Origin of the sequence: Dyella sp. (assembly GCF_036746095.1) — a bacterium.
GTDB lineage: Bacteria > Pseudomonadota > Gammaproteobacteria > Xanthomonadales > Rhodanobacteraceae > Dyella_B.
Window position 1 is genome coordinate 18,827 of the sequence record NZ_DAIOEU010000017.1, and the last position, 22,069, is coordinate 40,895.

Annotated in this window: 26 protein-coding genes and 1 tRNA gene; 5 read left to right on the plus strand and 22 right to left on the minus strand. The window is 62.5% G+C overall.

Annotated features, from left to right (window positions below):
• Nucleotides 1–17: 17 nt before the first annotated feature.
• Nucleotides 18–380 (minus strand): lipid-A-disaccharide synthase N-terminal domain-containing protein, encoded by a 363-nt coding sequence (locus tag V7M64_RS09480; protein WP_333678857.1) that lies wholly within the window; start codon nucleotides 378–380, stop codon nucleotides 18–20.
• 117 nt (nucleotides 381–497) lie between these two features.
• Between V7M64_RS09480 and V7M64_RS09485 the strand changes: the two genes are divergently transcribed.
• Both V7M64_RS09485 and V7M64_RS09490 read left to right on the plus strand, forming a co-directional pair.
• Nucleotides 498–572 (plus strand) — tRNA-Val (locus V7M64_RS09485).
• Between the two features lie 350 nt (nucleotides 573–922).
• Complete coding sequence (locus V7M64_RS09490; protein ID WP_333678859.1) at nucleotides 923–1,117, plus strand: hypothetical protein; 195 nt, start codon at nucleotides 923–925, stop codon at nucleotides 1,115–1,117.
• Between the two features lie 7 nt (nucleotides 1,118–1,124).
• On the opposite strand, the gene V7M64_RS09495 is transcribed toward V7M64_RS09490, so the two are convergent.
• The 3 genes from V7M64_RS09495 to V7M64_RS09505 all read right to left on the minus strand — a co-directional run bounded on the left by V7M64_RS09495 (nucleotide 1,125) and on the right by V7M64_RS09505 (nucleotide 3,433).
• Entirely contained in the window at nucleotides 1,125–1,724 is a 600-nt protein-coding gene (locus V7M64_RS09495) for a DUF4142 domain-containing protein (protein WP_333678861.1), read from the minus strand.
• A complete protein-coding gene (locus V7M64_RS09500) occupies nucleotides 1,721–2,740 on the minus strand; it encodes an SDR family oxidoreductase (RefSeq protein WP_333678862.1) in 1,020 nt (339 codons plus the stop codon). Before V7M64_RS09500 ends, V7M64_RS09495 begins: the two co-directional genes overlap by 4 nt.
• A gap of 198 nt (nucleotides 2,741–2,938) precedes the next feature.
• Nucleotides 2,939–3,433: a cupin gene (locus tag V7M64_RS09505; RefSeq protein ID WP_333678863.1), complete on the minus strand. Its 495-nt coding sequence runs from the start codon at nucleotides 3,431–3,433 to the stop codon at nucleotides 2,939–2,941.
• A 368-nt stretch (nucleotides 3,434–3,801) separates the two neighbouring features.
• On the opposite strand from V7M64_RS09505, the gene V7M64_RS09510 reads away from it, so the two are divergent.
• Entirely contained in the window at nucleotides 3,802–3,987 is a 186-nt protein-coding gene (locus tag V7M64_RS09510) for a hypothetical protein (RefSeq protein ID WP_333678865.1), read from the plus strand.
• 9 nt (nucleotides 3,988–3,996) lie between these two features.
• Here the strand turns inward: V7M64_RS09510 and V7M64_RS09515 are convergent, their stop codons facing one another.
• The 14 genes from V7M64_RS09515 to V7M64_RS09580 form a co-directional block, all read right to left on the minus strand.
• Nucleotides 3,997–4,299, minus strand: a complete 303-nt coding sequence (locus tag V7M64_RS09515) for a cytochrome C oxidase subunit IV family protein (protein WP_333678867.1) — start codon at nucleotides 4,297–4,299, stop codon at nucleotides 3,997–3,999.
• Entirely contained in the window at nucleotides 4,296–4,949 is a 654-nt protein-coding gene (locus V7M64_RS09520; RefSeq protein ID WP_333678868.1) for a cytochrome c oxidase subunit 3, read from the minus strand. Before V7M64_RS09520 ends, V7M64_RS09515 begins: the two co-directional genes overlap by 4 nt.
• Nucleotides 4,949–6,565 carry a cytochrome c oxidase subunit I gene (ctaD, locus tag V7M64_RS09525; protein WP_333678869.1) on the minus strand — a complete coding sequence of 539 codons (1,617 nt, stop codon included), beginning with the start codon at nucleotides 6,563–6,565 and terminating at the stop codon, nucleotides 4,949–4,951. Before ctaD ends, V7M64_RS09520 begins: the two co-directional genes overlap by 1 nt.
• A gap of 165 nt (nucleotides 6,566–6,730) precedes the next feature.
• A complete protein-coding gene (gene coxB / locus V7M64_RS09530) occupies nucleotides 6,731–7,681 on the minus strand; it encodes a cytochrome c oxidase subunit II (protein WP_333678871.1) in 951 nt (316 codons plus the stop codon).
• On the minus strand, nucleotides 7,678–8,472 hold the full coding sequence (locus tag V7M64_RS09535; RefSeq protein WP_333678873.1) for an SCO family protein: 795 nt from the start codon (nucleotides 8,470–8,472) through the stop codon (nucleotides 7,678–7,680). The genes coxB and V7M64_RS09535 overlap by 4 nt, the downstream gene beginning before the upstream one ends.
• Nucleotides 8,469–8,822: a hypothetical protein gene (locus V7M64_RS09540; protein WP_333678874.1), complete on the minus strand. Its 354-nt coding sequence runs from the start codon at nucleotides 8,820–8,822 to the stop codon at nucleotides 8,469–8,471. The genes V7M64_RS09535 and V7M64_RS09540 overlap by 4 nt, the downstream gene beginning before the upstream one ends.
• The gene (locus V7M64_RS09545; RefSeq protein ID WP_333678875.1) at nucleotides 8,806–9,897 is read right to left on the minus strand and encodes a hypothetical protein; all 1,092 of its coding nucleotides are present in this window, start codon (nucleotides 9,895–9,897) and stop codon (nucleotides 8,806–8,808) included. The genes V7M64_RS09540 and V7M64_RS09545 overlap by 17 nt, the downstream gene beginning before the upstream one ends.
• Complete coding sequence (locus V7M64_RS09550) at nucleotides 9,894–10,469, minus strand: cytochrome c (RefSeq protein ID WP_333678876.1); 576 nt, start codon at nucleotides 10,467–10,469, stop codon at nucleotides 9,894–9,896. Before V7M64_RS09550 ends, V7M64_RS09545 begins: the two co-directional genes overlap by 4 nt.
• A 149-nt stretch (nucleotides 10,470–10,618) precedes the next feature.
• Nucleotides 10,619–11,152, minus strand: coding sequence for a DUF3341 domain-containing protein (locus tag V7M64_RS09555; RefSeq protein WP_333678877.1), 534 nt, complete (start codon nucleotides 11,150–11,152; stop codon nucleotides 10,619–10,621).
• Complete coding sequence (nrfD, locus tag V7M64_RS09560) at nucleotides 11,152–12,504, minus strand: NrfD/PsrC family molybdoenzyme membrane anchor subunit (protein ID WP_333678879.1); 1,353 nt, start codon at nucleotides 12,502–12,504, stop codon at nucleotides 11,152–11,154. The genes V7M64_RS09555 and nrfD overlap by 1 nt, the downstream gene beginning before the upstream one ends.
• On the minus strand, nucleotides 12,501–15,455 hold the full coding sequence (locus tag V7M64_RS09565; protein WP_333678881.1) for a TAT-variant-translocated molybdopterin oxidoreductase: 2,955 nt from the start codon (nucleotides 15,453–15,455) through the stop codon (nucleotides 12,501–12,503). Before V7M64_RS09565 ends, nrfD begins: the two co-directional genes overlap by 4 nt.
• Nucleotides 15,443–16,090 carry a cytochrome c3 family protein gene (locus V7M64_RS09570; protein WP_333678883.1) on the minus strand — a complete coding sequence of 216 codons (648 nt, stop codon included), beginning with the start codon at nucleotides 16,088–16,090 and terminating at the stop codon, nucleotides 15,443–15,445. Before V7M64_RS09570 ends, V7M64_RS09565 begins: the two co-directional genes overlap by 13 nt.
• A gap of 121 nt (nucleotides 16,091–16,211) precedes the next feature.
• Entirely contained in the window at nucleotides 16,212–16,706 is a 495-nt protein-coding gene (locus tag V7M64_RS09575; RefSeq protein ID WP_333678885.1) for a hypothetical protein, read from the minus strand.
• A 172-nt stretch (nucleotides 16,707–16,878) separates the two neighbouring features.
• Nucleotides 16,879–17,073: a hypothetical protein gene (locus V7M64_RS09580; RefSeq protein ID WP_333678887.1), complete on the minus strand. Its 195-nt coding sequence runs from the start codon at nucleotides 17,071–17,073 to the stop codon at nucleotides 16,879–16,881.
• Between the two features lie 355 nt (nucleotides 17,074–17,428).
• Here V7M64_RS09580 and V7M64_RS09585 point away from each other — a divergent pair, with 355 nt between their 5' ends.
• Complete coding sequence (locus V7M64_RS09585) at nucleotides 17,429–18,328, plus strand: SDR family oxidoreductase (RefSeq protein WP_333678888.1); 900 nt, start codon at nucleotides 17,429–17,431, stop codon at nucleotides 18,326–18,328.
• 87 nt (nucleotides 18,329–18,415) lie between these two features.
• Here V7M64_RS09585 and V7M64_RS09590 read toward each other — a convergent pair whose 3' ends face one another.
• From V7M64_RS09590 to V7M64_RS09600, 3 genes are all read right to left on the minus strand, one after another.
• Nucleotides 18,416–18,766 carry a glycine zipper 2TM domain-containing protein gene (locus V7M64_RS09590; protein ID WP_333678889.1) on the minus strand — a complete coding sequence of 117 codons (351 nt, stop codon included), beginning with the start codon at nucleotides 18,764–18,766 and terminating at the stop codon, nucleotides 18,416–18,418.
• 103 nt (nucleotides 18,767–18,869) lie between these two features.
• Nucleotides 18,870–20,720, minus strand: a complete 1,851-nt coding sequence (locus V7M64_RS09595) for a CHASE3 domain-containing protein (protein WP_333678891.1) — start codon at nucleotides 20,718–20,720, stop codon at nucleotides 18,870–18,872.
• A gap of 119 nt (nucleotides 20,721–20,839) precedes the next feature.
• Nucleotides 20,840–21,190: a response regulator gene (locus tag V7M64_RS09600; RefSeq protein WP_333678893.1), complete on the minus strand. Its 351-nt coding sequence runs from the start codon at nucleotides 21,188–21,190 to the stop codon at nucleotides 20,840–20,842.
• A gap of 245 nt (nucleotides 21,191–21,435) precedes the next feature.
• Here V7M64_RS09600 and V7M64_RS09605 point away from each other — a divergent pair, with 245 nt between their 5' ends.
• Nucleotides 21,436–21,564 (plus strand): hypothetical protein, encoded by a 129-nt coding sequence (locus V7M64_RS09605; protein WP_324150897.1) that lies wholly within the window; start codon nucleotides 21,436–21,438, stop codon nucleotides 21,562–21,564.
• A gap of 7 nt (nucleotides 21,565–21,571) precedes the next feature.
• Here V7M64_RS09605 and V7M64_RS09610 read toward each other — a convergent pair whose 3' ends face one another.
• On the minus strand, nucleotides 21,572–22,051 hold the full coding sequence (locus tag V7M64_RS09610) for a PA2169 family four-helix-bundle protein (RefSeq protein WP_333678895.1): 480 nt from the start codon (nucleotides 22,049–22,051) through the stop codon (nucleotides 21,572–21,574).
• Between the last annotated feature and the right edge of the window lie 18 nt (nucleotides 22,052–22,069).

Here is a 22,069-nt window from a genome sequence, read left to right on the forward strand (position 1 = left end):
AGTGACGGCCGAGGGCGTTACGCCTTGTCCCCGATCTCATCCCGCCCGTGATGCCGCATATGCATCACCAGGTTGTAAACCGACACGAACACCGGGAAGAAGTTGGAAAGAATGCCCACCGAGTCATTCTTGCCGAACACGAAATAGGCCAGCAGCAAGGCGCTGCCCGACACCGACATCCACCAGAACGACAGCGGCATCACCACCCGCTTGTATTTGCGCGTGTAATAGAGCTGCACGAACCAGCGCCCGGTGAACATGAAAGTACCCATGAAGCCGACCACCTTCCAGGGCGTGAGATGGAAATTCTGCAGGGCATGCAGCATGTGCGAGAGATCGAAATGCATGGGTGGCCGCTTGGCAAAAAAGAAACGGGCCATTTTAGCCGCCCGGAGGCGCTAGGGATGCTCTGATCTGTTCCACGTACCCGGCAACGCAACGGCCCCACAGGCGGTTGACGTTTCAGCCCATGGTCCGTATAGTTGCGCGTTCCCGGCGGGCGGTTAGCTCAGCGGTAGAGCACTGCCTTCACACGGCAGGTGTCACAAGTTCGATCCTTGTACCGCCCACCACTCCAGTTTCAAGAAAAGAAGGCTACCTCCCGGTGGCCTTTTTTGTTGCCGGGGGCGGGCTTGCGCGCATGCCCGCCACTTGCAAAAAAGACGCTTGCGCAGTCACTTATTGGCGGACCGTCATGCAAGCGGCAATGAATGCACCGCCAAACAAAAACGTTCGCATGCACGCACCGGCACACGCATGCGTTTCATGCGGCTGACACATCGATGAAGCATGCTACGCCATGGAAATGGCGCCTTCCCCTGCCCCCTTCTTTCCGTGAAGAAATGCATTGACACGGCATGCGCGTTCTTTTCAAGCATCCGATGAGAAGGTGCCGAACGTCCCCGTCTTCGCCCCGACAACCATGAGCATCCGCAACGCCATCATCGCCAGACGCAAGCGCACGATCGGCCTGTCCGAGCAGGAGCGTGCCACCACGGAGGCGCACCGCCGCCGCGGGGGCAAGGCGAGCCAGGAGGGTGGCAAGCGGAGGATGGGGCCAACCCTGGCGCAGTGGGAATATGCCGGCCGTCGGCACGCCATCTGGGCGGACTGGTAATTCCTGCCTATTGGCTTTCGCGCCGCTGCTGCGCGGGGCCGCCTTCCTTCATCAATGCACGTGCCGCAGCCAGGTGTCCCTGCAGCACGGGGATCCCGCGCGCGGCGATGGTTTTCAGGCGATCGTCCGCGGCGGTTTTGGCAGCCGCTTCGTAGGCCGCGATGATGCTGCGGTGCTCCTTCACCATCATGCCGGCAAAGGCCTGGTCGAAGGCTTCGCCATGCAACGATTGCAAGTGCGCTTGCATCGCGCGGATGCTCCGCACCGGCACGCCATGCGCGTGGCCCTTGCTGCCCTTGCCCGCCGCGAACTGCGCAAATTGCAGGTTGAGCGCGGCGTGGTCGCTGACGATGCGGCTCGCCAACGCTCGCATGCGCGGGTTGTCGGACCGGCCCATGGCCAGCTTGGCCAGCGTGATCTGCATGGCGTCGTCTGCCGTTGCCTGTGCCACGAACGCCTGCTCCCGCGCATCGAGGGTGTGGTGATGCTCGCCGCGCCTGTTCGACTTCGACGTCGCTGCCTTCTGCGCAAAACCGACCGCGGGCAACAAGGCAAGGCAGAGCAATAACGGTAGACGGGTCGATGCGAACGCGCGCGTCCTGGTCACGGCTGTCCCCGCCCGCCGGATTCGCCGTAGATCTGCCCCGTCACGTAACTCGATTCGGCCGCGGCAAGCTGCACATACACGTGTGCGATTTCCGCCGGTTGTCCCGGGCGGCCCATGGGCGTGGTCTGGCCGAACTCCCTGAGGTTCTTCTCGCTCTGTCCGTCACTCACCTGCAGCGGCGTCCAGAACGGGCCCGGCGCAACGCCGTTAACGCGAATGCCGCGCTTGATCATCTGCTTGGCCAGCCCTTTGGTGAAGGTGACGATGCCGCCCTTGGTCAAAGCATAGTCCAGCAGATTCTCGGAAGGATCGTACGCATTCACCGAAGCAGTGTTGATGATGGCCGAGCCCGGCGGCATATGCGCGACGGCGGCCTTGGTGATCCAGAACATCGCGTAGAGATTGGTCTTCAAGGTCCAGTCGAAATACTCGCTGGAAATGTCCAGGATCGATTCGAAACTGTGTTGCCGTCCGGCATTGTTCACCAGCAGATCGATGCCGCCGAACGCATCGATCACCCGCGTCACCATGTTCTGGCAAAACGCCTCGTTGCGAATATCGCCCGGCAACGCCAGCGCCTTGCGCCCGGTTTGCTGGATCTGTGCGATGACGTCGCGCGCATCGGGCTCTTCGGCGGGCAAGTAGGAAATCGCCACATCGGCGCCTTCGCGCGCAAAGGCAATCGCCGCAGCGCGGCCAATCCCGGAATCGCCGCCAGTGATCAGCGCGCGGCGCCCCAGCAATTTGCCACTGCCGCGATAACTGGTTTCGCCATGGTCCGGGCGCGGGCGCATCTTTCCGGCCAACCCCGGCCAGGCTTGCGATTGCGCCTCGAACGGCGGATGCGGATACCCCTGGCGCGGATCTTTCAACGGCAGGGCCTGCTGACTTGCGCCGCTCCTGTCTTCCGGTTGCGAGGCGCGCGCCGAACCGATCACGGCGGTTGCCATGCCCAGGGAAGCCCCCTGCATCAGCCGCCTGCGCGAGGTGGAAATACGCTGGTTGTCATTGCTCATGGCACGCACTGCCTTATTGTTGCCAGGCTTGGCGTTGAAAAAGGGATGCTAGTGCGTGGGGCGGTGGATGGCAGGTCTACGAATGCGCAAGACGGCGTCAACGGCGCTTTCATCGCCGCCATGGAGGCGCGGATGAAAAACTCCCCACACCGCCATGCAAGCCATGCCGGGATTTCATTTTTCCATCTACATCCGCGCCTAGCGCCACAAATCCAGCAAGATGCCCTGCTCGCCCTCCACCGGGTCCGATGCTGGCGCCGGCAACCGCCGGATGCGCTCCAGCGCCGCCTCATCCGCCATCGTCTTGCACAGGTCCCAATCCTGCCCCGGCGGATAAGCGCCTACCGCAAGAAAATGCTTGTCGGTCCTGACGCTGCAATGCCCCACGCCCGCGGGCAACACCAGCACGTCGCCCTCGCTCACTTCCACTTCCCTGCCGCGTGGGCCGCCCAGCATCAGGCGCGCATGGCCGCCGGCAAAGCCGAGCGCCTCGTGCGCGGTGGTGTGATAGTGGTGATAGCCATAGACACCGTCGCGCCAGCGCGCTTGCCAACCGTTGCGCGCGAACAGCGCCTCCATGTCCTTGGCGCCTATCGATTCGCCCGCCACGGCCTGCCGGTACAGCACCGCCGGGAAGCGCGGGTTGTTCGGCATCCAGGCGTTTTTCTCCAGTAGAAAGGTTTCGATCTGCACGGCTCAGCCCGATGATGACGACGAAGGATACGGTTTCTTGCGTGGAACGTTCTGGGGTTCGTGAGGGGTCTTGGAGTCCGGTTCCTGCTGGTGCTGCTTGTTGGGTTCCGGTCGCTGTTCGGGATAGCCGGAGTTGTGCGGCGGCTGGGTGCTTGGACGCTCTTCCATCGTTGGATCACGCGTTAATGGGGAAGGTGCGAAAACTTTGCACCATGGCACTGCGTTCGAGCGTGAACATCTGCCGCGCCGATGCTGATGCCGCCGTCATGCTGATGACTGCGCGCCAACAAAGCCGGAATTTACGGCTTCTCCATGCGCACATCACAGGCGAAGTAGCAGCATGCCCTCGCTATCGTGGAGGACATCTCATGGCATCGCACGACCGTAAAGATTCGCCTCATCCATCCGACGGCAGCGCGCAACGCGCGGAAAGCCAGGAAGCGCGCGAGCGGCGCAAGCGGCACGAGAGCGAGAACCACGACCACGCCCTGGAAGAAACCTTTCCCGCCAGCGATCCGGTATCCGCCTTCGTGCCGAGCAAGAGCCCCGATTGAAACGCTCAATCAATGCAAGGCCGCGTGCAGCAGTGAGCGGGTGAAGTAATCACCCAGCGTCAGCGCCACCAGGATCAACGGCCACGCAAAGGCCAGGATGGCAATCATCCGCAGCGCCGGATGCCCGCTCTTCAGCCGCATGAACACCACCATCACCAACAGAGCCTGGCTCACCGCCACGCTTGCGGTAATCGCCAGCACCCACCAGCCAAGCGGCACGCGGGACAAGCCCGCGGAAAGGGCAAGCAAGATCAGCAAGCCGGCCAGCACCAGCAACTGGCTGCGCAAGCTGGGAATTTCCTGCTGCGTCATCCCGCGCTCCCCACCAGATAAAAGGCCGGGTAGACAAAGATCCACACGATATCGACCAGGCTCCAGTACAAACCGGTGATTTCGATCGGCGTGTGGTACTGCGCGCAAAATGAGCCACGCCAGGTGCGCCACGCCATGATCAGCAGCAACACCACGCCAATCAGCACGTGCAGGCTGTGAAAGCCGGTGGTCACGTAGTAAAGGCTGAAGAACAATTCCATCTCATGCGCGCTCGGCCCTTGCTGCAGGTAGCGGATGCCGGGTATCAAGCCTTCCTTGAATTCGTCGTGATACTCCATGCCGTGCAGCACCAGGAACGCCACGCCGAGCAAACTGGTCACCAGCAGCAACACCGCGCTTTGACGCGCCTTGTTCAACTGGATCTGCCGCAACGCGATCGCCGAAAGGCAACCGCTGGTCAGCAAGATCGCCGTTTCCGCCGTGCCCATCGGGAAATCCAGATGCGAACTGCCTTCGACGAACGCCAGCGGAAAACGCCAGCGGCAAACCACGTACGCCGCAAACAGCACGCCAAAGAACAGCACTTCCGTGGCAATGAACGCCCACATGCCGAGCATGGCGGCTTCTTTCTGCTGGGGTGCATCGTCGAATTGCTGCTGCACCGCCGCTGCTGGCATGGACGCATTCATCAGTCGTGGTAATCGTATGGGTCGGTAGTCACCACCGGCGTTTCATGGAAATTGTGTTCGGGCGGCGGTGAAGCGACGGTCCATTCCAGGCCGGTTGCGCGCCACGGATTCGGCCCCGCCGGCTCGCCGCGAAACAACGAATGGCCCAGGTAGAACAGTGGCATCAGATACGACACGGCAAGGATCAGCGCGCCGATCGAGGAAATCACGTTGAGCTCCTGGAACTGCGGCAAATACTGGTGATACCGCCGCGGCATGCCCTCGTAGCCCAATATGTATTGCGGAAAGAAGGTCAGGTTGAAGCCGACGAACATCAGGATCGCCGCCAGCCTGGCGATGTTTTCCGAATACATGCGCCCGGTGGCCTTCGGCCACCAGTAGTGGATGCCCCCCAGGTACGCCATCACCGAGCCGCCGACCATGATGTAGTGGAAGTGCGCCACCACGAAGTAGGTGTCGGTCAGGTTCACGTCCAAGGCCACCGCCGCGAGGAACAAACCGGTCATGCCGCCCAGGGTGAACAAACCGACGAAGCCGAGCGCATAGATCATCGGTGCATGAAAATGGATGTCGCCCTTGTACAGCGTGGCCAGCCAATTGAACACCTTGATCGCCGATGGCACCGCCACCACGAAACTGAGAATGGAAAATACGATGCCGGCATACATCGACTGCCCGGCCACGAACATGTGATGCCCCCACACCAGGAAACCGATGAAGGCAATGCCGAACATCGACCAGGCCATGAACTTGTAGCCGAAGATGCGGCGACGCACGCCATTGCAGATCAACTCGCTCGCCACGCCCATCGCGGGCAGGATCATGATGTATACGGCCGGATGCGAATAGAACCAGAAAAAATGCTGGAACAGGATCGGATCGCCGCCCAGCGCCGGGTCGAAAATCCCCACGCCGGCCAGCCGTTCCAGCCCGATCAGCGCCAGCGTCATCGCCAGCACCGGTGTGGCCAGCATCATCACCACGCTGGTGGCGTACATCGCCCATACGAACAACGGCAGGCGATACCAGTGCATGCCCGGCGCACGCATCGTGTGCGTGGTCACGATCAGGTTCATGCCGGTAAGGATGGTGGAAAAGCCGACCACGAACACACCCACCACGGCGAGAATCACGTTGGTGTTGGAAAACATGGTCGAGAACGGCGTATAGAACGTCCAGCCCGTGTCCACCCCGCCGAGCACCAGGGTAGCGGCGGTAAACAAACCCCCGATCATGTAGAGGTACCAGCTGAACAGGTTCAAGCGCGGAAACGCCATGTCGCGCGCACCGATCATGATCGGCAACAGGAAATTGCCCATCGTCGATGGAATGGACGGGATCAGGAAAAACCACACCATCACCACGCCGTGGAAGGTAAAGGTCTTGTTGTAGGTTTCCGCCGAAAGCAGGCGGCCGTCGGGATGGATCAGCGTGAGCCGGATCAATGTCGCCGCCGCGCCGCCCATGAAGAAGAACGCGGTGATCGCGATGGTGTACAGGATCGCAATGCGCTTGTGGTCGCGCGTGCTCAGCCATGACCAGAGCGTGCGGCCACCTTCGACCAGGTAGCCGGAGCCCATCGATTCGATGTCGGCGGTAGTGGCTGCTGCGTTCATGAGGTTCTCTCCCAACCATTTGCCTGCACCGCATTTGCGAAGCGTGTATCCCGACGCTTGCCACAATCTGCCACCTCCCCTACGGCAGTAGAGCCTGCCCCGGACTTGAGCCGGGGGGAGCGGACCGTCTCTCGCGGTGACAAGGATGCGCTACGACTTGCCCATCTAACGCTGTGCATGCTCCCCCTCCTGCTGCGAAGGCCCCGCCTCCAACGACTTGATGTAAGCCAGCAACGCCAGGACATCCTCTTCATCGATGCGCGACTGATACGTCGGCATGATCGGCGCATACCCCGCCACCCGTTGCGTGTTCGGCAGCATGATCGCGTCATGCAGATAGCGGTCGTCTGCCGTCACCGTGGGACCATCGGCCAGCTTTACGCGGCTTTGGTACAAGCCACGCAAATCCGGCGCACGAATGCCGGAACCCGGGTCGTGGCAACCGCTGCAGCCGAATTGCACGAACAGTTGCCGTCCCTGTTTTGCCGGCGGCAACGCCGTGCTCTCGTCGAGCCACCGCCGGTAATCCTCGCGCGAGACGACTTTCACCGTGCCCGTCATCGCCGCATGGTCAGTGCCACAGTATTCCGAACACAGCAGCGGGTAGCTGCCCAGCTTCGTCGCGGTGAACCACAACGCGGTATAGCGTCCCGGCACGACGTCCTGCTTCACCCGGAAATCCGGAACATAGAAACTGTGGATCACATCCTGCGACGTCATGATCAAGCGCACCGGCACGCCCAGCGGCACGTGCAGCACGTCGATCTCGCGCCGCCCGTTGGGGTGCTGCACTTTCCACATCCACTGCTTGGCGACGACGTAGATCGGCTTGGCGTCGGCCGGCGGCGTGCGCAGCAAGGTCCACAGATTGATGCTCCATGCGAACATGCCGACGAACAGCAGGAACGGAATCAGCGTCCAGCTGATTTCCAGGCCGAACTTGGTGCTCTGCCGTCCTTCGCGATTGGCATCGCTGCCGTGCCGGTACTTGATGCAAAACCAGAACATCACCACGAAGACGCCGAGCGCCACCGCGCCGCACAGCACCAGCATGGCATCGAACATGCGGTCGATCGGCACGGAAAAATTGGATGCTTCCGGCAGCGACCTGATCATGGCGACGCTCCCGGATGCCGCCGCAGCAGCATGAACATTCCCAGCAACAGGACCACAAAACCGATGCCCAAGCCCTGCATGATGCGCGTGATCGTCACCGTGTACCGCCCGGTGGCCGGATCGTAGCCGCAACACAGCAGCACCAATTGATCGACCATGCTGCCGAGCGTGTGATGCGATGCCGCCACCACCGCCAGGCGCAAGCTCTGCGGCACGTAGTTCACGCCCATCAGATACTGATTGACCCGGCCATCCGCCGTGGCAATCACCAGGCCCGCGGGATGTGCGTACTGGTCAAGCCGCGCATCGTAGAAGTAGTGGTAGCCGATCGCGCCGGCCAGCGCATCGATCGATGCCTTGCCGCCGACCAGGACATGCCAGGCGGCTGCATCCGCGTCGCCTTGCATGTTCGCGATCATGCGTTGCTTGCTCGCCGCAGCGGCAGGCGTATCGCGTGGATCGATGCTGACGAACAGCACGCTCACATCGCTACCGGGTCGCAACCTCGACTGCGCAATCGCATGCGCGAGGCCCTGCTCCGCCACATCGCACAGATTGGGGCAGCGGAAATAGCCGAGCATCAGCAAGGTCGGGCGTCCATCCATCCATTGTTGCAGGCTTGCCGTCTTGCCGGATGCGTCGGTGAACGTCGCCGCCATCGGCAGCGCGGCTCCAAGCTTCTGCTGGAAATCGGCCCGCGCCGTGAGATGCGGCGGCGGTGGCGGCGCCGTTTCGGCAGCGCATAACCAGCACGCCAGCAACAACAGCAATGCGCGCGAAAGCCGGCTCATGGCGACGAACTCCCGTTTTCTGGCCTGGACGCAGCCTGCTTCCGCACCAGCAGCGCCATCGCGCGTTCGATCGGGATATGCGCCGTGCGATGGCTTGCATCGGTCCAGCCGTAGGTAGTGAGCTGCTGCGTCTGCAAGTGGTATTGCGCGATGCGATCCGCCGGCGGGTTGACCTGCAGGCGCGGCTGCGGCGGCAGCGCCGGCGGCGGCAGGTTGAGCGTGCGCGAATGCACGTGCTGCCATAACACGTACATCCCGTACAGGATCACCACGAACAACACCACGAACAAGCCGCCCAGCTTGTGCAGGGCCGGCGCATCGATGCGATGCGGCTCATGCGCCCTGCCCATCGCGCACCCTCCTTCTTTCATGCAGGCCCGCGCGATAGCGCATGGCGCAGAATCCCAGGAGGCCGATGCAGATCAAAGGATCGGTCCAGTACAACGTAACGCCCTGCAAAGCGCCGCTGGGCAGCACCAGCCAGATCAGGTTGAGCCACTGCGCAAACAGGCTGACCACGGCGACGATGCGCAAGGCGCGCAGCGAGGTTTTCACCTTGCCGAGCAGCAGCGCGAAGAACGGTATGCCCAGGCCCAGGCACGCCACCATCACCCCCAGCCACCACCAGCCGGTGAGCAGGCGCGGCGCATACCAGGCGGTTTCCGCCGGCAAATCCGCCACCCAGCTGGTGAGATAGTCAATGAAACTGACGTAGGCCCAACCGAGCACCATCACCAGCATCAAGTTGCCGAAATCGCGCAACAGGCGCGGCGGCGCATCGTTGGCCTGAACATCACGCGCCAGATGCATCAACACCGCCAGCGCAAAGGCGATCAGCAACTGGCTGGTGAACAGCAGCAAGCCAATGTCGGTGGTGTGCCAGTGCGGCACCAGCGACATCACCCAGTCCACCGCTGCCAGCGTGACGGTCAGCAACATCGCCACCAGGCTGCCCGCGGCGAAACGCGGCTGCAGCGCCCGGCCGTTGCCCGTGGCGCACATCACGCCGTACGCCATCCACGCCCAGATCGCGAACACCACCAGGGTGCGAACGATCAAGCCCGGTGCATTGAGATACCAGCGCTGGTGATCGAGATAAGGATCATCCACCGGCTCCGTCCGCAGCCATGGAAACAACACGTGCATGCCGACCAGCAGCGGAATTACCGCCAACGCGGCGTAAGGCAGCAACCGCGTTGCCGCCAGGCATTCATTGCCAAGCCGCACGCCCCATGCACCGCCGGTCAGCGCGTGGATCATCATCAGCGTCATGCTGCCCAGCACCACGCCGAGCACGAACAGCCAGCTGGCCAGATATACGAACAAGGCGTGGCGCATATGGCCGACGGCGAAGAAAAAGCCCACCAGTAGCAGCGCCAGGGCCACCCCTGTTCCCACCAGGCTGGAAAGCGTCGTGCGCGTCATGGCGAGTTCGCCCCGCCTGCGCCGAGTGCATGCAGGTCTTGCGGCGACAATTGATCGGCTGGTGTGTTCTGGCTGAGCTGCAGCGCGCGAATGTAGGCGACGATGGCCCAGCGGTCATGCTCATTCACGCGGCCGGCAAAGGGATACATCACGCCGTAGCCATCGCTGATGGAGCGTTCCAATTCCGCATCCGATGCATGCAGCAGTTGCGGATCCAGATACGACGGCGGCTTTGGAAAACCACGCTGCACGATCATGCCGTTGCCCGCACCGGTCAGGCCGTGGCAGGCGGCGCAGTAGATCTCGTAGCGGTTCTGGCCGCGTTGCACGAATGCCAGCGTGATGGGATAGGGGTTGCCGTTCGACGACGTGGCCGGCGCGGGTTCGATGTGCCCCAGGCGTCCGCTGGATGGACCGGCCAGCTCGCCTTGCGCGATGGGAATGCTGCCTTCGGGCGGACGCCTGGCGGCCCTGCCATCGGCGAACAGGGGGCTGGGCGAGCCGGGTTTGTACTTGGCCTGGTTGTACATGTCGTGCATGGCGCGCTCGCAGCCGCTTAGGAGGAAGGCCATGCACAGCACAAGCAAATACCGCAGGCATGCCGAAGCGGAAACTGCTCCCTCCCCTACTGCCGCAGGGGAGGGAGCTGATCCTGCCAAACGAAAGCTTTCCAGCAGCTGGGATGAAGTGTGCTTCGAAGGTATTTTTTTGGCGCTCAGTCTCACACCGCCACCTCATCCACCTGCACCGCACCCAAGCCTTGCAACATCTCCCGCAACCGCGACGTATCCCCCTCTTCCATCCGCACCACCAGCACGAACCTATCCTGGCTTGCCCGCCCGAACCGCTCGACGTTGAACACCGGGTGATAGAACTTCGGCAACCGATTGCCGGCCAGCATCGCCAGCACACCCGCCGCGGCGGCCAACAGGAACGTCATCTCCAGCGCGGAAGGAATGAAGGCCGGCCAGCTGGCAAATGGACGTCCACCTACGCGAATCGGGTAATTCAGCACAGCCGCGATGTATTGCATTACCAGCATGCCGACGAAGCCGATGGCGCCACCCGCAAACGTCACCAGCGGTATGCAGTTGCTGCCAATGCCCAGCGCGTCGTCCAGCTCCTCCACCGGGAACGGCGTGAACGCCTCGATGCCTTCGTAGCCGGCCCCGCGTAGCGTGCGCACGGCATGCACCAACGACTCGGGCGTTTCGAAAAACGCCATGCAACCGTAGCGTTTCTGTTCCTTCGCCATCACCCCGGCTCCTTCAACTCATGCACCAGCTTGCGCATTTCGTAGGTCGCCACGATCGGCAGCCAGCGTACGAACAGTGTGAACAGCAACAGGAAGATGCCGATCGAGCCGAACAGGAAAATCAAATCCCATACGGTGGGATAGAACATGCCCCAGCTCGACGGCAGGTACGGACGAAACAGGCTGTTGACGATCAGCATGAAACGCTCGAACCACATGCCGATCAGCACCAGCATGGCGATGACGAACAAAGCCGCCGGTTTGCGCCGGATGCGCGGCGACCACAGCCACAAGGGCGTCAGCACGTTGCAGAACACTACCGTCCAGAACACCCATGCGTAGGGACCGACCAACCGATCCCTGGCTTCCGCGATCTCATACGGATCGCCGCCGTAGTACGCCATGAAGAACTCGACGGCGTAGTTGTAGGCCACGAACAGGCCCGCGGCGAGCATCATCTTGGAAAGGTTATCCAGATGCTTCAGCGTGATGATGTCGCCCAGCCCAAGCCAATGACGCAAGGGAATGCCCAGCACCAGCGCCATGGCAAAACCGGAAAAGAGCGCGCCGGCGACGAAGAACGGCGGGAACATGGTGGAATGCCAGCCCGGCACCGCGCCTTCGGAGAAATCCAGCGCGACCATGCTGTGCACGGAAAACACCAGCGGCACCGCCAGCCCGGCCAGCAGAAGGTTCAAGGTTTCGAAGCGTTTCCAATGCCGCGCTTCGCCGCGCCAGCCCAGCGCAAGCAAGCCGTAGAAAACCTGCTTGCCCCGCGTGCGCGCCTGGTCGCGCAAGCTGCCCAGGTCCGGCAACAGACCGACGTACCAATACATGACCGACACTGCCAGATAGGCGACGATGGCCATGAAATCCCACACCAGCGAACTGCGCCATTGCGGCCACAGCGCCATGCGATTCGGGTAGAACGCCACCCAGTAGAAAAAATACGGGCGGCCAAGGTGAAAGATCGGGAACAAGCCGGAGACCGACACCGCGAACACGGTCATCGCCTCCGCATAGCGGTTCAGCGCGGAGCGCCACTTCTGCCGCGCCAGATACAACGCGCCGGAAATAAATGTGCCGGACATGCCGATCGCGATCCACCACACGTAGTTGATCAGCGCGAACGCCCAGGCCACCGGAATGTTGATGCCCCAGATGCCGACTCCCTTCGCCAGCAACTCGCCAACGCCGGCAACGAACAGCAAGGTCAGCAGCAGCGCGCAGACGAACGCGACGAACCAGAGCCTGCCGTTGGGCCGCAATGCCAGTTCGCCGATTTTCTCGGACAAGCTGGTGTACGTGTGCTCGCGCGCAAGCAGACGCTCGTCCTGCACCGGCGCACTCATGCCTCGTCCTCCAGGTCCGGATGTGGATTGCGTACCTGCGCCAGATAACTGGTGCGCGGACGGGTATTGAGTTCCTCCAGCAGGTCGTAGTTGCGCGTGGATGCCTTGGCGCGATTCACGGCACTGTGTGGATCGCGCAGGTCGCCAAAAGTGATCGCCTGCGTGGGACAGGCGGCCTGGCAGGCGGTGACGATTTCCCCGTCCGTGATCCGGCGCTGCTCGCGATCGGCGGCGATATGCGCGTTCTCGATCCGCTGGATGCAGTACGTGCATTTCTCCATCACGCCACGGCCACGCACCGACACCTCCGGATTACGCTGTGCCTTGAGCGTTTCGGTAGTGATGTCGCTGAACTGCAGGAAATTGAAGCGGCGCACTTTGTACGGACAGTTGTTCGAACACCAGCGCGTGCCGATACAGCGGTTGTAGACCTGCAGGTTCAAGCCTTCGTCGTCGTGCACGGTGGCACCGACCGGGCAGACCAGTTCGCACGGCGCATGCTCGCAATGCATGCACGGCACTGGCTGGTTGTGAGTCGTGGGGTTTTCGGCGGGGCCGGCGTAATAGCGGTCGACGCGCATCCAGTGCATCTCGCGCTCGCGCAACACCTGGTCGGCGCCGACCACCGGAATATTGTTTTCCGCCTGGCAGGCAATGGTGCAGCCCTTGCAACCGATGCAAACGTTGAGGTCGATCGCCATCGCCCAGGCGTATTCGCCTTGCGGTTGCTGGGGATAGATCGACCGCGGCGTCTTGTCGCCCTCCTGGGCTGCATCAGGATCGTGCTTGAATTCGGCCAGCGTCAGGCTGCGCACCGGCGGCTTGCTGCCTTCCGTATCCATCGCGAAATGGGCTTGCGTGCTCGCCAGCGTTACTGAGCGGCCGGTCTTGTGCAGCGTGAGTCCGGGCACGAGCCACGGCTGCGCCGACGTACGCAACGCGTAGGCGTCAAAGCCCAGGTCGTTGCCGACGCGCCCGGCACGCTTGCGTCCATAGCCAAGATGCACGGTGACGCTGTGCGCGGCCTGCCCCGGCGTGATCCACACCGGTGCATCCACCTGCCGCCCTTGGCACGTCAGCGACACGACGTCGCCATTGGCAAGCTCGCGCTCCTTTGCCAGTTGCGGGCTGATCAGCGCGGCATTGCTCCAGGTAAGCTGCGTCGGCGGCTTGGGCAATTCCTGCAGCCAGCCATTGTTGGCATAACGTCCATCCCATACGGTGGGATCGGGACGAAACACCAGTTCCAATGCATCGTGTTGCAATGGTTGCGGCGACCAGTCCTGCAAGCCGTGAGCACGAACGCCGGTCTGCGCAGGCTTGCCGCCGCTGCCCGCGATCACACCCGTGCGCACGCTGTCCGGCCATGCCATGGACGGATTCTGCGAACGCCACTGCGCCTGCACGATCGCCAGGCCGTCCTGCACCGGCTCGCTCATCAGCAGCGCCAGGAATTCGTGCACCGAACGTCCTTGGTACAAGGGATCGATCAACGGCTGCACGATGCTGGCGATGCCGTCATCGGTCTGCGCATCGGACCAGCTTTCGAGCACGTGGCTGGCTGGCAGGTGCCATTGGGCTAACTGCGCCGTTTCGTCGACATACAAACCCCAATGCACCAGGTGCGGGACCCGCTTGAGCAACTGCGGCAACTGCAGATCGGCCGGCGCGTTGTAAACGAGATTGCTGTCCAGCACGACCAGCCGTTGCACCTGCCCGGCCACGATCGCGTTGCGCAGCGCGCTCAAGGGTTCGCGCTTGGTGACATCCTCGGGTACGTCCACGTAGTCGACGGTATGCCCCACGTTGCCGAGCTTGTCGTTGAGCAGATGCGCGATGGCGTGCACGTGCGGCGGTTGCGACTCCCCCGCAACAATCAGGCAGCGACCGCGATGCGCCAGCAGATCGGATTGCAACGCCTGGTGCTGTTTCGTGGACAAGCCACTGGGTGCCACGGGCGAAGCCGCGTCGATGGCGAGCGCACGCGCCAGTTCAAGCGCGAACAGGGCGATGGACGATGCCGCCATTGCCCAGCGGTGGTCAGCCATTGTGCCCGTGAGGCTGGGCGTGGCTTCCAGCACGTAAAGCCGGTTCATGCCCGCCGAAGCAGACGGCTTGCGGCGCTCGGCAAACGCATGCGCGTAAGCCACGCGCCCCGGCATGCTGCCGAGAAAATCCGCTTCCAGCGACAGGATCACATCAGCCCGCTCGAAGTGATAGCGCGCAGCGACGGGCTTGCCGAAGGCCAGCATCGCGCCTTGCTCGGCATGATCCTGCGCCACCGGGGCGTGTTCGTACCAATGCATGCGCGGATAACGCAGCAACCATTGCTCACGCTGCGCACGCAAGGTGGGCGAGACGACACGGTCGCTCACCACGTGCAAGCCGCTGCCATCGCGCGCAAAGGAAGCCGGCCACATCGCCACGTCCGCCGCAAACGCTTCCCACGTCGCCGCCTGGCCGCGATACAAAGGCACCTGCGAGCGGTCGGGATCCCACACGTCCAGCACCGCCGCCTGCGGCATCGGCCCGGTGGCACCCAGGCTTGCCGGGTGCAGCGGGTTGCCTTCGATCTTCGTCGGGCGCCCCATATGGCTGGTGACCAGCACGCCGATCACGTCACCTGCGTAGGCAAGCGTGGTGGCGTAGAACTGCGGCGTATCCGGTGTCACGCCAGGCGGCGGCGTCTCCCACGGCACGATCTGCTCCGGCGGCGGCCCGCTGCATGCGGCCAGGCCGGCGAAGGCCAGCGACGCGCCCAGCAATTGCAGAAAGCGGCGGCGGTCCATCGCGGCAAACGCGGAGAACTGCGGCAAGGCCTCGACCAGTTCGCGCTTGAAAGCGGGATCGTCCGCCAGCTCTTCCAACGCGCGCCAGAAACGCGGGCCGGTCGCATCGCCCAACTTGCGACGCGCCAGCGCGGCAGCCTGCTCGATCCTCAGCGATGACATAGCGAGCAATCCGTCATGCGGCCGGTATCGATGTGGTACTGATGCAGCAGCTCGGCGCCGAGCTTCTTCTGATCCCGCGGCTGCCACGCAAGATCGAATACCTTGTCGCGCGGACGCAGGAATTTCTGCGGCTGGCGATGGCAGTCCAGGCACCACGCCATCGACAGCGGCGCCACGCGCTGCGTCAACGGCATCTTGTCGATGCGGCCATGGCATGACACGCAGCCCACGCCCTTGGCGATGTGGATGCTGTGGTTGAAATAGACAAAGTCAGGCAACTGATACACGCGATTCCAGCGCAACGGCACCCCGCTTTTCCAGCTGTCGATCAACGGCTTCAACACGGGGGCATCGGTAAACAATTGTGAATGGCAGGTCATGCACGTCCCGATGGGTGGAATGCCGGCAAACGCGGATGTCTCCACGCTCGTGTGGCAGAAGCGGCAATCGATGCCGTCGTCGCCCACGTGATGCTTGTGGCTGAAAGGCACCGGCTGGTTCACGGGTTCGCCGAGCCGATGCGGATCGGTCACCACGCCGCGCCACGCAAATCCCGCACCGACCACCACCAGCACGGCGCCAAGCAACGCCAGCTTGGCGTACAGCCCAAAACTTCGTGAGAAAACCTGGCTCATGCTTGCGGCAACGTGCTGTCATCCTCGCGCGGCTTACGACGCAGATCGCCGCCCATCCACGCGACCGTATCCCGCGAAAAGTGAATGCACAGTCGGCGTTTCGACGCTGTCGCGTCGACGCTCACGTCATGGCCGTCGGCCGCTCGAACGGCAGCGGCTTCGCCCCGCTTGCAACCATGGTCCGGTAGGTCAGGCCTACCTGCTCTTCCTCCGCATCGACCACTACCAGGATGCGACCGGCTTGCACTTCGTCTTCGAATTGCCGCCGCACCGGATCGTCCAGCGCGGAACCGGAAAGCGCGGTGGACCAGGCACCCAACACGCTTCCACCCACGGCCATCGCCAGCGCACCGGCAAAGGTGATGCCCAACGGTGGAATCGCCACCGCCACCAGCCCGGCCACCAGACCAAGCGCCGCACCGCCCGCGGCACCTTTCGCAGCGGCGGGATAGAAATCGCCTTCAACGACCTTGCGATCGTCGGGAATCATTTCCGATTTGTCGGAACGCGCGATCAGCGAGATGCTTTGATCGGCAATGCCTGCCGCACGCAGTTGATCCATGGCGGCACGCGCCCCCGCCACGTCGTCGACGCTGAATACCACTCGCTTTTTCATGGTTGAGCTTCCTGCGCTTGGCGTGTGCACACGCTAAGCCGGAGCGCTTCAACTGGGTGTGAGCCAGGGGTGAACGCGTTTCCGATAAATCGCGTAGCGATTTGCGTTGAGCAGATGGCTGGCTCGCACCGAGCGGTTTGTCGCCTTCAAACCACCACACACATCGCGCGCCTCAAATCAGCTCCGCGTCATGCAACAACTCGCTCAACGCGGACTCCAACTTCGGCCCTACGAAATGGTCGTCCGCCACCCAATGCAACGTAGCCAACAAAGCCGGATCGCTACTGACCACCAGCGTCCACCGGTCGCAGCACTCGTTGCCTGGTGTAGAGCGGTCGCCAAGGTATTTGTTCTGCACCTGGTTCACGAGCGCGCCTGTGCCGGCGTCGGCTTGGATGGGCTGCGGACACTGCCGGCAGGCGCAGGCCACTGATGTGGTTGCGTCGAACTTGGGGAGGTGGAAGGCGCTGACGGACCGTACGGTTGCTGCAGGGCAGGATCGCGATCGTGGCAGGCGCCCAGCGCAAGCGCGCACGTGCCGGCCAGCAATGCAGCGAGCAGGCGCATCCGTTTTGTGTGCGTCCTTTTCATGCCACCCAGCTTGTCACTCCGCACTTGAAGAAAGCGCATTCGCCGCATCAACGCCGCATCCGACGCGAAACACACGCGTCTTCGACGATGCGCAGCGTATGCATGACAGCTGATCGGAGACGGAGATACTCATGAGCTCGACCAACCAGTACACCATGCGCGATCCCACCACTCAGTATCCGCGGCCGCCGTTTGAAGAGCAGCCGCAACCGGCGCCGGGCCTGGCCAAGGAGATGACGCCGCGTCCCGACCACGGTGAAGACAGCTATGTCGGGTTTGGCCGTCTGAAAGGGCGCAAGGCGTTGATTACCGGCGGTGATTCCGGCATCGGCCGCGCCGTGGCCATCGCTTTCGCGCGCGAAGGCGCGGACCTGACGCTGAACTACCTGCCCGATGAAGAGGAAGATGCCAAAGACCTGCTGCCGATCATCCGCGACAGCGGCGTGTCCGTGCATACCGTGCCCGGCGACATCCAGGACGAGGCGTTCTGCACGAAGCTGGTGGAAAGCGCCGTCAAGGAAATGGGCGGCCTCGACATCGTGGTGAATGTCGCCGGCAAGCAGGCGTATCAGGACAGCTTCCTGGACATCACCACCGAGCAGTTCGATGCGACGTTCAAGACCAACGTCTACGCCATGTTCTGGATCTGCAAGGCGGCCGTGCCGCATCTGCCGCGCGGCGCGACGATCATCAACACCGCATCCATCCAGGCCTACGATCAATCGCCGATCCTTGGCGACTACGCGCCGACCAAATCAGCCATCGTCGGCTTCACCAAGGTGCTGGGCAAGCAACTCGCCGACCGCGGTATCCGCGTCAACGCGGTGGCGCCAGGCCCGATCTGGACGCCGCTGCAACCTTCCGGCGGACAACCCCAGAAGAAGGTGAAGGAATTCGGCAAGAACGTTCCGCTCGGGCGACCGGGCCAACCGGCAGAGCTGGCATCGATATACGTATTTCTCGCTTCGCAGGAATCGAGCTACGTGACGGCGGAAGTGTATGGCGTAACCGGCGGGCATCCATTGCCATGACGCGCAGGCGAGGTTGAGCGGGATCACCCAACCTAACCTGCCGGATTCGACCTGCCATGTTGGCGTTCGGCTGCGCCTCCTCCCCGCTTACTGCACGTCGTGGCACCGCTCTTCGTAGTGATACGTGGCATGGTTTTCCTGATGGTTTTCCTGCACTTTCTTGCCTGCGTAACCACCCGCCAGCACGCCACCGGCGGTGGTAAGCACTTTGCCCTTGCCGCCGCCGAACTGATTGCCGACCAGACCGCCCGCCGCCGCGCCGACCAGGGTGCCGGCGATCTGGTGTTTGTCCTTCGGCTTGTCCTGCACCCGCACGCGGTGGCAGACCCGATGCGGGTGATCGCTGGAGCGATCGTGGTCCTGGGCCGCAGCGGTGCCGATGCCCGTCACCATCAAGCATGCGACCAATGCGAGGCTCGCCGACATACGCGTCTTCATGCGCCATCACCTCTGTGGAAAGTGAGCGCATTATTTTTCGGCAAAGGTGATCGGCAGGTCGTTGGCGCGTGAGCGCGTTCAGCTGGCTTCCATGTGTGTTGCCTCAATGCACCAGCCCGTGCGCGACGATGGCCGCACGCAATTCACGCGACAGCTCATCTACCGTGAACGGTTTGGTGATCAGGCGCACGTCCGGATCCAGCACGCCGTTATGCACGATGGCATTGCGCGAGTAGCCGGTCATGAACAGAACCGCCATGTCTGGCCGCATATCGCGAATGTCGTCGACCAATTGCTTGCCGTTGATGCCCGGCATCACCACGTCTGTCAGCATCGCATCGATGTGTCCATCCTTGGCCAGGGCGCTGCGAGCCGATTCGGCGTTGGCGGCGGAGATGGCCTGGTAGCCAAGGTCCTGCAGAACCGTCACGACGAACTCGCGCACGTCCGCATCGTCCTCCACCACCAGCACTTTGCGCGGGGGCTGGAGCGGTGCATCCGGTGCGGCGGACGGCCGGGCCTGCTCTTCCTTGCTGGCCGTATCGCGCGGCAGATACAGCTTGACCGTGGTGCCTACGCCCAGCTCGCTGTAGATCTTGATATGTCCCTGCGATTGCTTGATGAAACCATGCACCTGGCTGAGCCCAAGACCCGTGCCTTGCCCGACTTCCTTGGTGGTGAAGAATGGATCGAACGCCCGGCTCAAGACGTCGGCCGACATGCCGCTACCGGTATCGGTGAGGGCGACCAGCACGTATTGTCCCGGCGTCACGTCGTTATGCGCGTCGGCATAGCTGCGGTCAAGAAACACATTGGCCGTCTCGATGGTGAGTTTGCCCACGCCTTTCATGGCATCACGCGCATTCACCGCCAGGTTGAGCAGTGCGCTTTCCAGCTGCGGGCGGTCCACATACGCCCGCCACAGCCCACCGCCCTGCACCGTTTCGATCTGCATGTTTTCGCCGAGTGAACGATGCAGCATCACGGAGACGTCCTGCACGCACTGATTGACGTCCACCGGCTTGGGTTGCAAGGACTGCTGGCGCGAAAAGGCCAGCAGCCGCTTGGTGAGCTCGGCCGCGCGCTGTGCGCCGGTCAGGGCGTTGCTTGCAAATGTGCGGCAACGGGCTTCGCTTTCCGGCAGGCGCCTGAGCAGCATTTCCAGATTGCCGACAATGATCGCCAGCATGTTGTTGAAGTCATGCGCCACGCCGCCGGTCAGCTGGCCCAGCGCTTCCATCTTCTGCGACTGGCGCCATTGCCGTTCGGCCGCTTCGCGCTGCACGATTTCCTCGCGCAGCACGCGATTCTTGTCGCGCATGTCCCACGCATAACGGCGCGCTTTCCATACCACGATGCAGCCCAGCAGGCAGGTCAACAGGGTCAGCAGCACCGCTACCGCGGTGAGCAAGCGGTGATGCATCGCCGCTGCCGAACTGCGCTCGCGCAGCATCTCCAGTTCGCTGCGATCGAAATCGGCGACCAGGTCGCGAATGCGCTGGATCAGGTTGCGGCCAAGATGGGTGGCGACCAGTTCCATCGCCGCCCGGGCATGCCCGCGCTGGCGTTGCTGGATGGTGCTGGAGAGCTCGTCCATCTTCGCGGCGATCGCGGGATAAAGTTCCCTCAATTGCTGTTGATGCACCGCGTTTTGTTCGGTCAGCTGGCGCAGCTGGCCTTCCAGTACCGGCAGTTCGGCCTTTGCCTGGAAGAAGGGAACGGTGTAGCTGACGTTGCCGGTCAACAGATAGCCACGCTCTCCCGACTCGGCTTGCTGCACGGTGACCAGCAGTTGCTGCAGCGTTTGGCGTACCAGCATGGAATGCTCGACCAGCCGATCGGCACCCGAACTGGAAAACGCCGCGATGATCACCAGCACGCACACGCACAGCAACAGCATGAATGCGCCGACGAGCCCGAGCCGGATACGTACCCGTGCTGATTCGTGCTCCATACGCCAAAGCCTTTAGTAGAACTGACTCGAGCCGGTTTGCAGGCTCGCATCCTTGCGTTTACGCGTTCCGGATTGAGACATCCATGCCAGCCAGTCGATGCGTGCGCACCGCCTTTGGCTCATGCTTGTTCGGTGATGGCCGCCAACAGGGTCTTGCGGTCAAAAGGCTTGGAGAGATATTTCATCCACGATTGGAGTTGTTCTTCGGGCGGCTCGCTTTCACCGGACATCACGATCATCGGGCACTTCAGCCCTTCATCGTGCATGGCCTTGCCCATTTCGATGCCGCTCATTCCCTTGTTCAAATTGAGGTCGGTCACCACCACGCCAATGTCGGGACGAACCGAGGCCACTTGCAAAGCTTGTTCGGGACCGGCCGCCGCTACGACTTCGTAACCGGCATCCTCGAGCATGAATGCGGTCACTTCCAGCACATCCCGATTGTCGTCTACGAGCAGAACTGTCTTCATGCCATCCCCACCCGACTTGCCATGCCGAACCCGGCGATCCGCCGAACGGTATTCGGCGCCAGTACAACGGACAATGAACACCTTACTGATAAGGCAACAATAGCCAAAACGGCGGGACGACTTGTGAAAGCCGGGTCAACGCAATCGTTTCCTTTCGTCAATGGAATGTGTTCGTTCACGCGCAGGCGACCCATCCCTGACTAGTTTGCTTTGGTCGCAAATAGTTTCGGATGTAATGACTAAGGATGCTCAAACGCATAGGCTGGATCGTGTTCGTATTGCTGCTGGCGGGGTTCATTCTCGCCGGCGCCTATCGCGCCATGCGCCATGAAGAAGCCCGTCCGCCCACGCCGCATTCCCCGCCTTACCGCTGATGGAGACCTACCACTGTTCCATCCGCTCCGCGCGGGTATGTTCGGCGTACGGATACCGCTTCAGCGCATGCATGTCGGCACTGCCCTCCTGCACCGCTGCATAGGCATGCTCGATCACCACACGCGACAGCCTGGAAAGGCGATCATCCAGCAACGCGCGCTCGTACTTCGCCTTGATGCGTTCCTCGCAGCGCTCCACTTCGTCGATCAGCGCGCAGTAGCCGTAGTCCATGAGCAGGCGAAGGTTGCCGAACAGACGCAAAGGATGGGGCGGCGGCATGCTCTCGCGCTGCGGATTGCCGGTGATGGCCACCAGTTGGTCCTGCAGTTCCTGCGCAATCAGCTTGCGCTGGACTGACAGATGTTCGAACAGGGCACGAATTCTCGGATTGCCGACATTGCCCGCCACTTTGCGGTAATGCCTGGCGCTATCCATCGTCGCTCCGATGAGGCCATTGAGAGTGTTGATGTCACCATCCGCGTTCATGAGCTTTCTCCCCACACC

Excerpts from the sequence above, each read along its gene's own strand:
- V7M64_RS09520 (WP_333678868.1), bottom strand. The coding sequence starts at position 4,949 with ATGAATGCGTCCATGCCAGCAGCGGCGGTGCAGCAGCAATTCGACGAT.
- V7M64_RS09500 (WP_333678862.1), bottom strand. The coding sequence starts at position 2,740 with ATGAGCAATGACAACCAGCGTATTTCCACCTCGCGCAGGCGGCTGATG.
- V7M64_RS09555 (WP_333678877.1), bottom strand. The coding sequence starts at position 11,152 with ATGGCGAAGGAACAGAAACGCTACGGTTGCATGGCGTTTTTCGAAACG.
- V7M64_RS09605 (WP_324150897.1), top strand. The coding sequence starts at position 21,436 with ATGCTCAAACGCATAGGCTGGATCGTGTTCGTATTGCTGCTGGCGGGG.
- V7M64_RS09540 (WP_333678874.1), bottom strand. The coding sequence starts at position 8,822 with ATGGGCAGGGCGCATGAGCCGCATCGCATCGATGCGCCGGCCCTGCAC.
- V7M64_RS09510 (WP_333678865.1), top strand. The coding sequence starts at position 3,802 with ATGGCATCGCACGACCGTAAAGATTCGCCTCATCCATCCGACGGCAGC.
- V7M64_RS09600 (WP_333678893.1), bottom strand. The coding sequence starts at position 21,190 with ATGAAGACAGTTCTGCTCGTAGACGACAATCGGGATGTGCTGGAAGTG.
- V7M64_RS09595 (WP_333678891.1), bottom strand. The coding sequence starts at position 20,720 with ATGGAGCACGAATCAGCACGGGTACGTATCCGGCTCGGGCTCGTCGGC.
- V7M64_RS09545 (WP_333678875.1), bottom strand. The coding sequence starts at position 9,897 with ATGACGCGCACGACGCTTTCCAGCCTGGTGGGAACAGGGGTGGCCCTG.
- V7M64_RS09515 (WP_333678867.1), bottom strand. The coding sequence starts at position 4,299 with ATGACGCAGCAGGAAATTCCCAGCTTGCGCAGCCAGTTGCTGGTGCTG.
- V7M64_RS09575 (WP_333678885.1), bottom strand. The coding sequence starts at position 16,706 with ATGAAAAAGCGAGTGGTATTCAGCGTCGACGACGTGGCGGGGGCGCGT.
- V7M64_RS09480 (WP_333678857.1), bottom strand. The coding sequence starts at position 380 with ATGGCCCGTTTCTTTTTTGCCAAGCGGCCACCCATGCATTTCGATCTC.
- V7M64_RS09550 (WP_333678876.1), bottom strand. The coding sequence starts at position 10,469 with ATGGCCTTCCTCCTAAGCGGCTGCGAGCGCGCCATGCACGACATGTAC.
- V7M64_RS09570 (WP_333678883.1), bottom strand. The coding sequence starts at position 16,090 with ATGAGCCAGGTTTTCTCACGAAGTTTTGGGCTGTACGCCAAGCTGGCG.
- V7M64_RS09585 (WP_333678888.1), top strand. The coding sequence starts at position 17,429 with ATGAGCTCGACCAACCAGTACACCATGCGCGATCCCACCACTCAGTAT.
- V7M64_RS09610 (WP_333678895.1), bottom strand. The coding sequence starts at position 22,051 with ATGAACGCGGATGGTGACATCAACACTCTCAATGGCCTCATCGGAGCG.
- nrfD (WP_333678879.1), bottom strand. The coding sequence starts at position 12,504 with ATGAGTGCGCCGGTGCAGGACGAGCGTCTGCTTGCGCGCGAGCACACG.
- ctaD (WP_333678869.1), bottom strand. The coding sequence starts at position 6,565 with ATGAACGCAGCAGCCACTACCGCCGACATCGAATCGATGGGCTCCGGC.
- V7M64_RS09490 (WP_333678859.1), top strand. The coding sequence starts at position 923 with ATGAGCATCCGCAACGCCATCATCGCCAGACGCAAGCGCACGATCGGC.
- coxB (WP_333678871.1), bottom strand. The coding sequence starts at position 7,681 with ATGATCAGGTCGCTGCCGGAAGCATCCAATTTTTCCGTGCCGATCGAC.
- V7M64_RS09535 (WP_333678873.1), bottom strand. The coding sequence starts at position 8,472 with ATGAGCCGGCTTTCGCGCGCATTGCTGTTGTTGCTGGCGTGCTGGTTA.
- V7M64_RS09590 (WP_333678889.1), bottom strand. The coding sequence starts at position 18,766 with ATGAAGACGCGTATGTCGGCGAGCCTCGCATTGGTCGCATGCTTGATG.
- V7M64_RS09565 (WP_333678881.1), bottom strand. The coding sequence starts at position 15,455 with ATGTCATCGCTGAGGATCGAGCAGGCTGCCGCGCTGGCGCGTCGCAAG.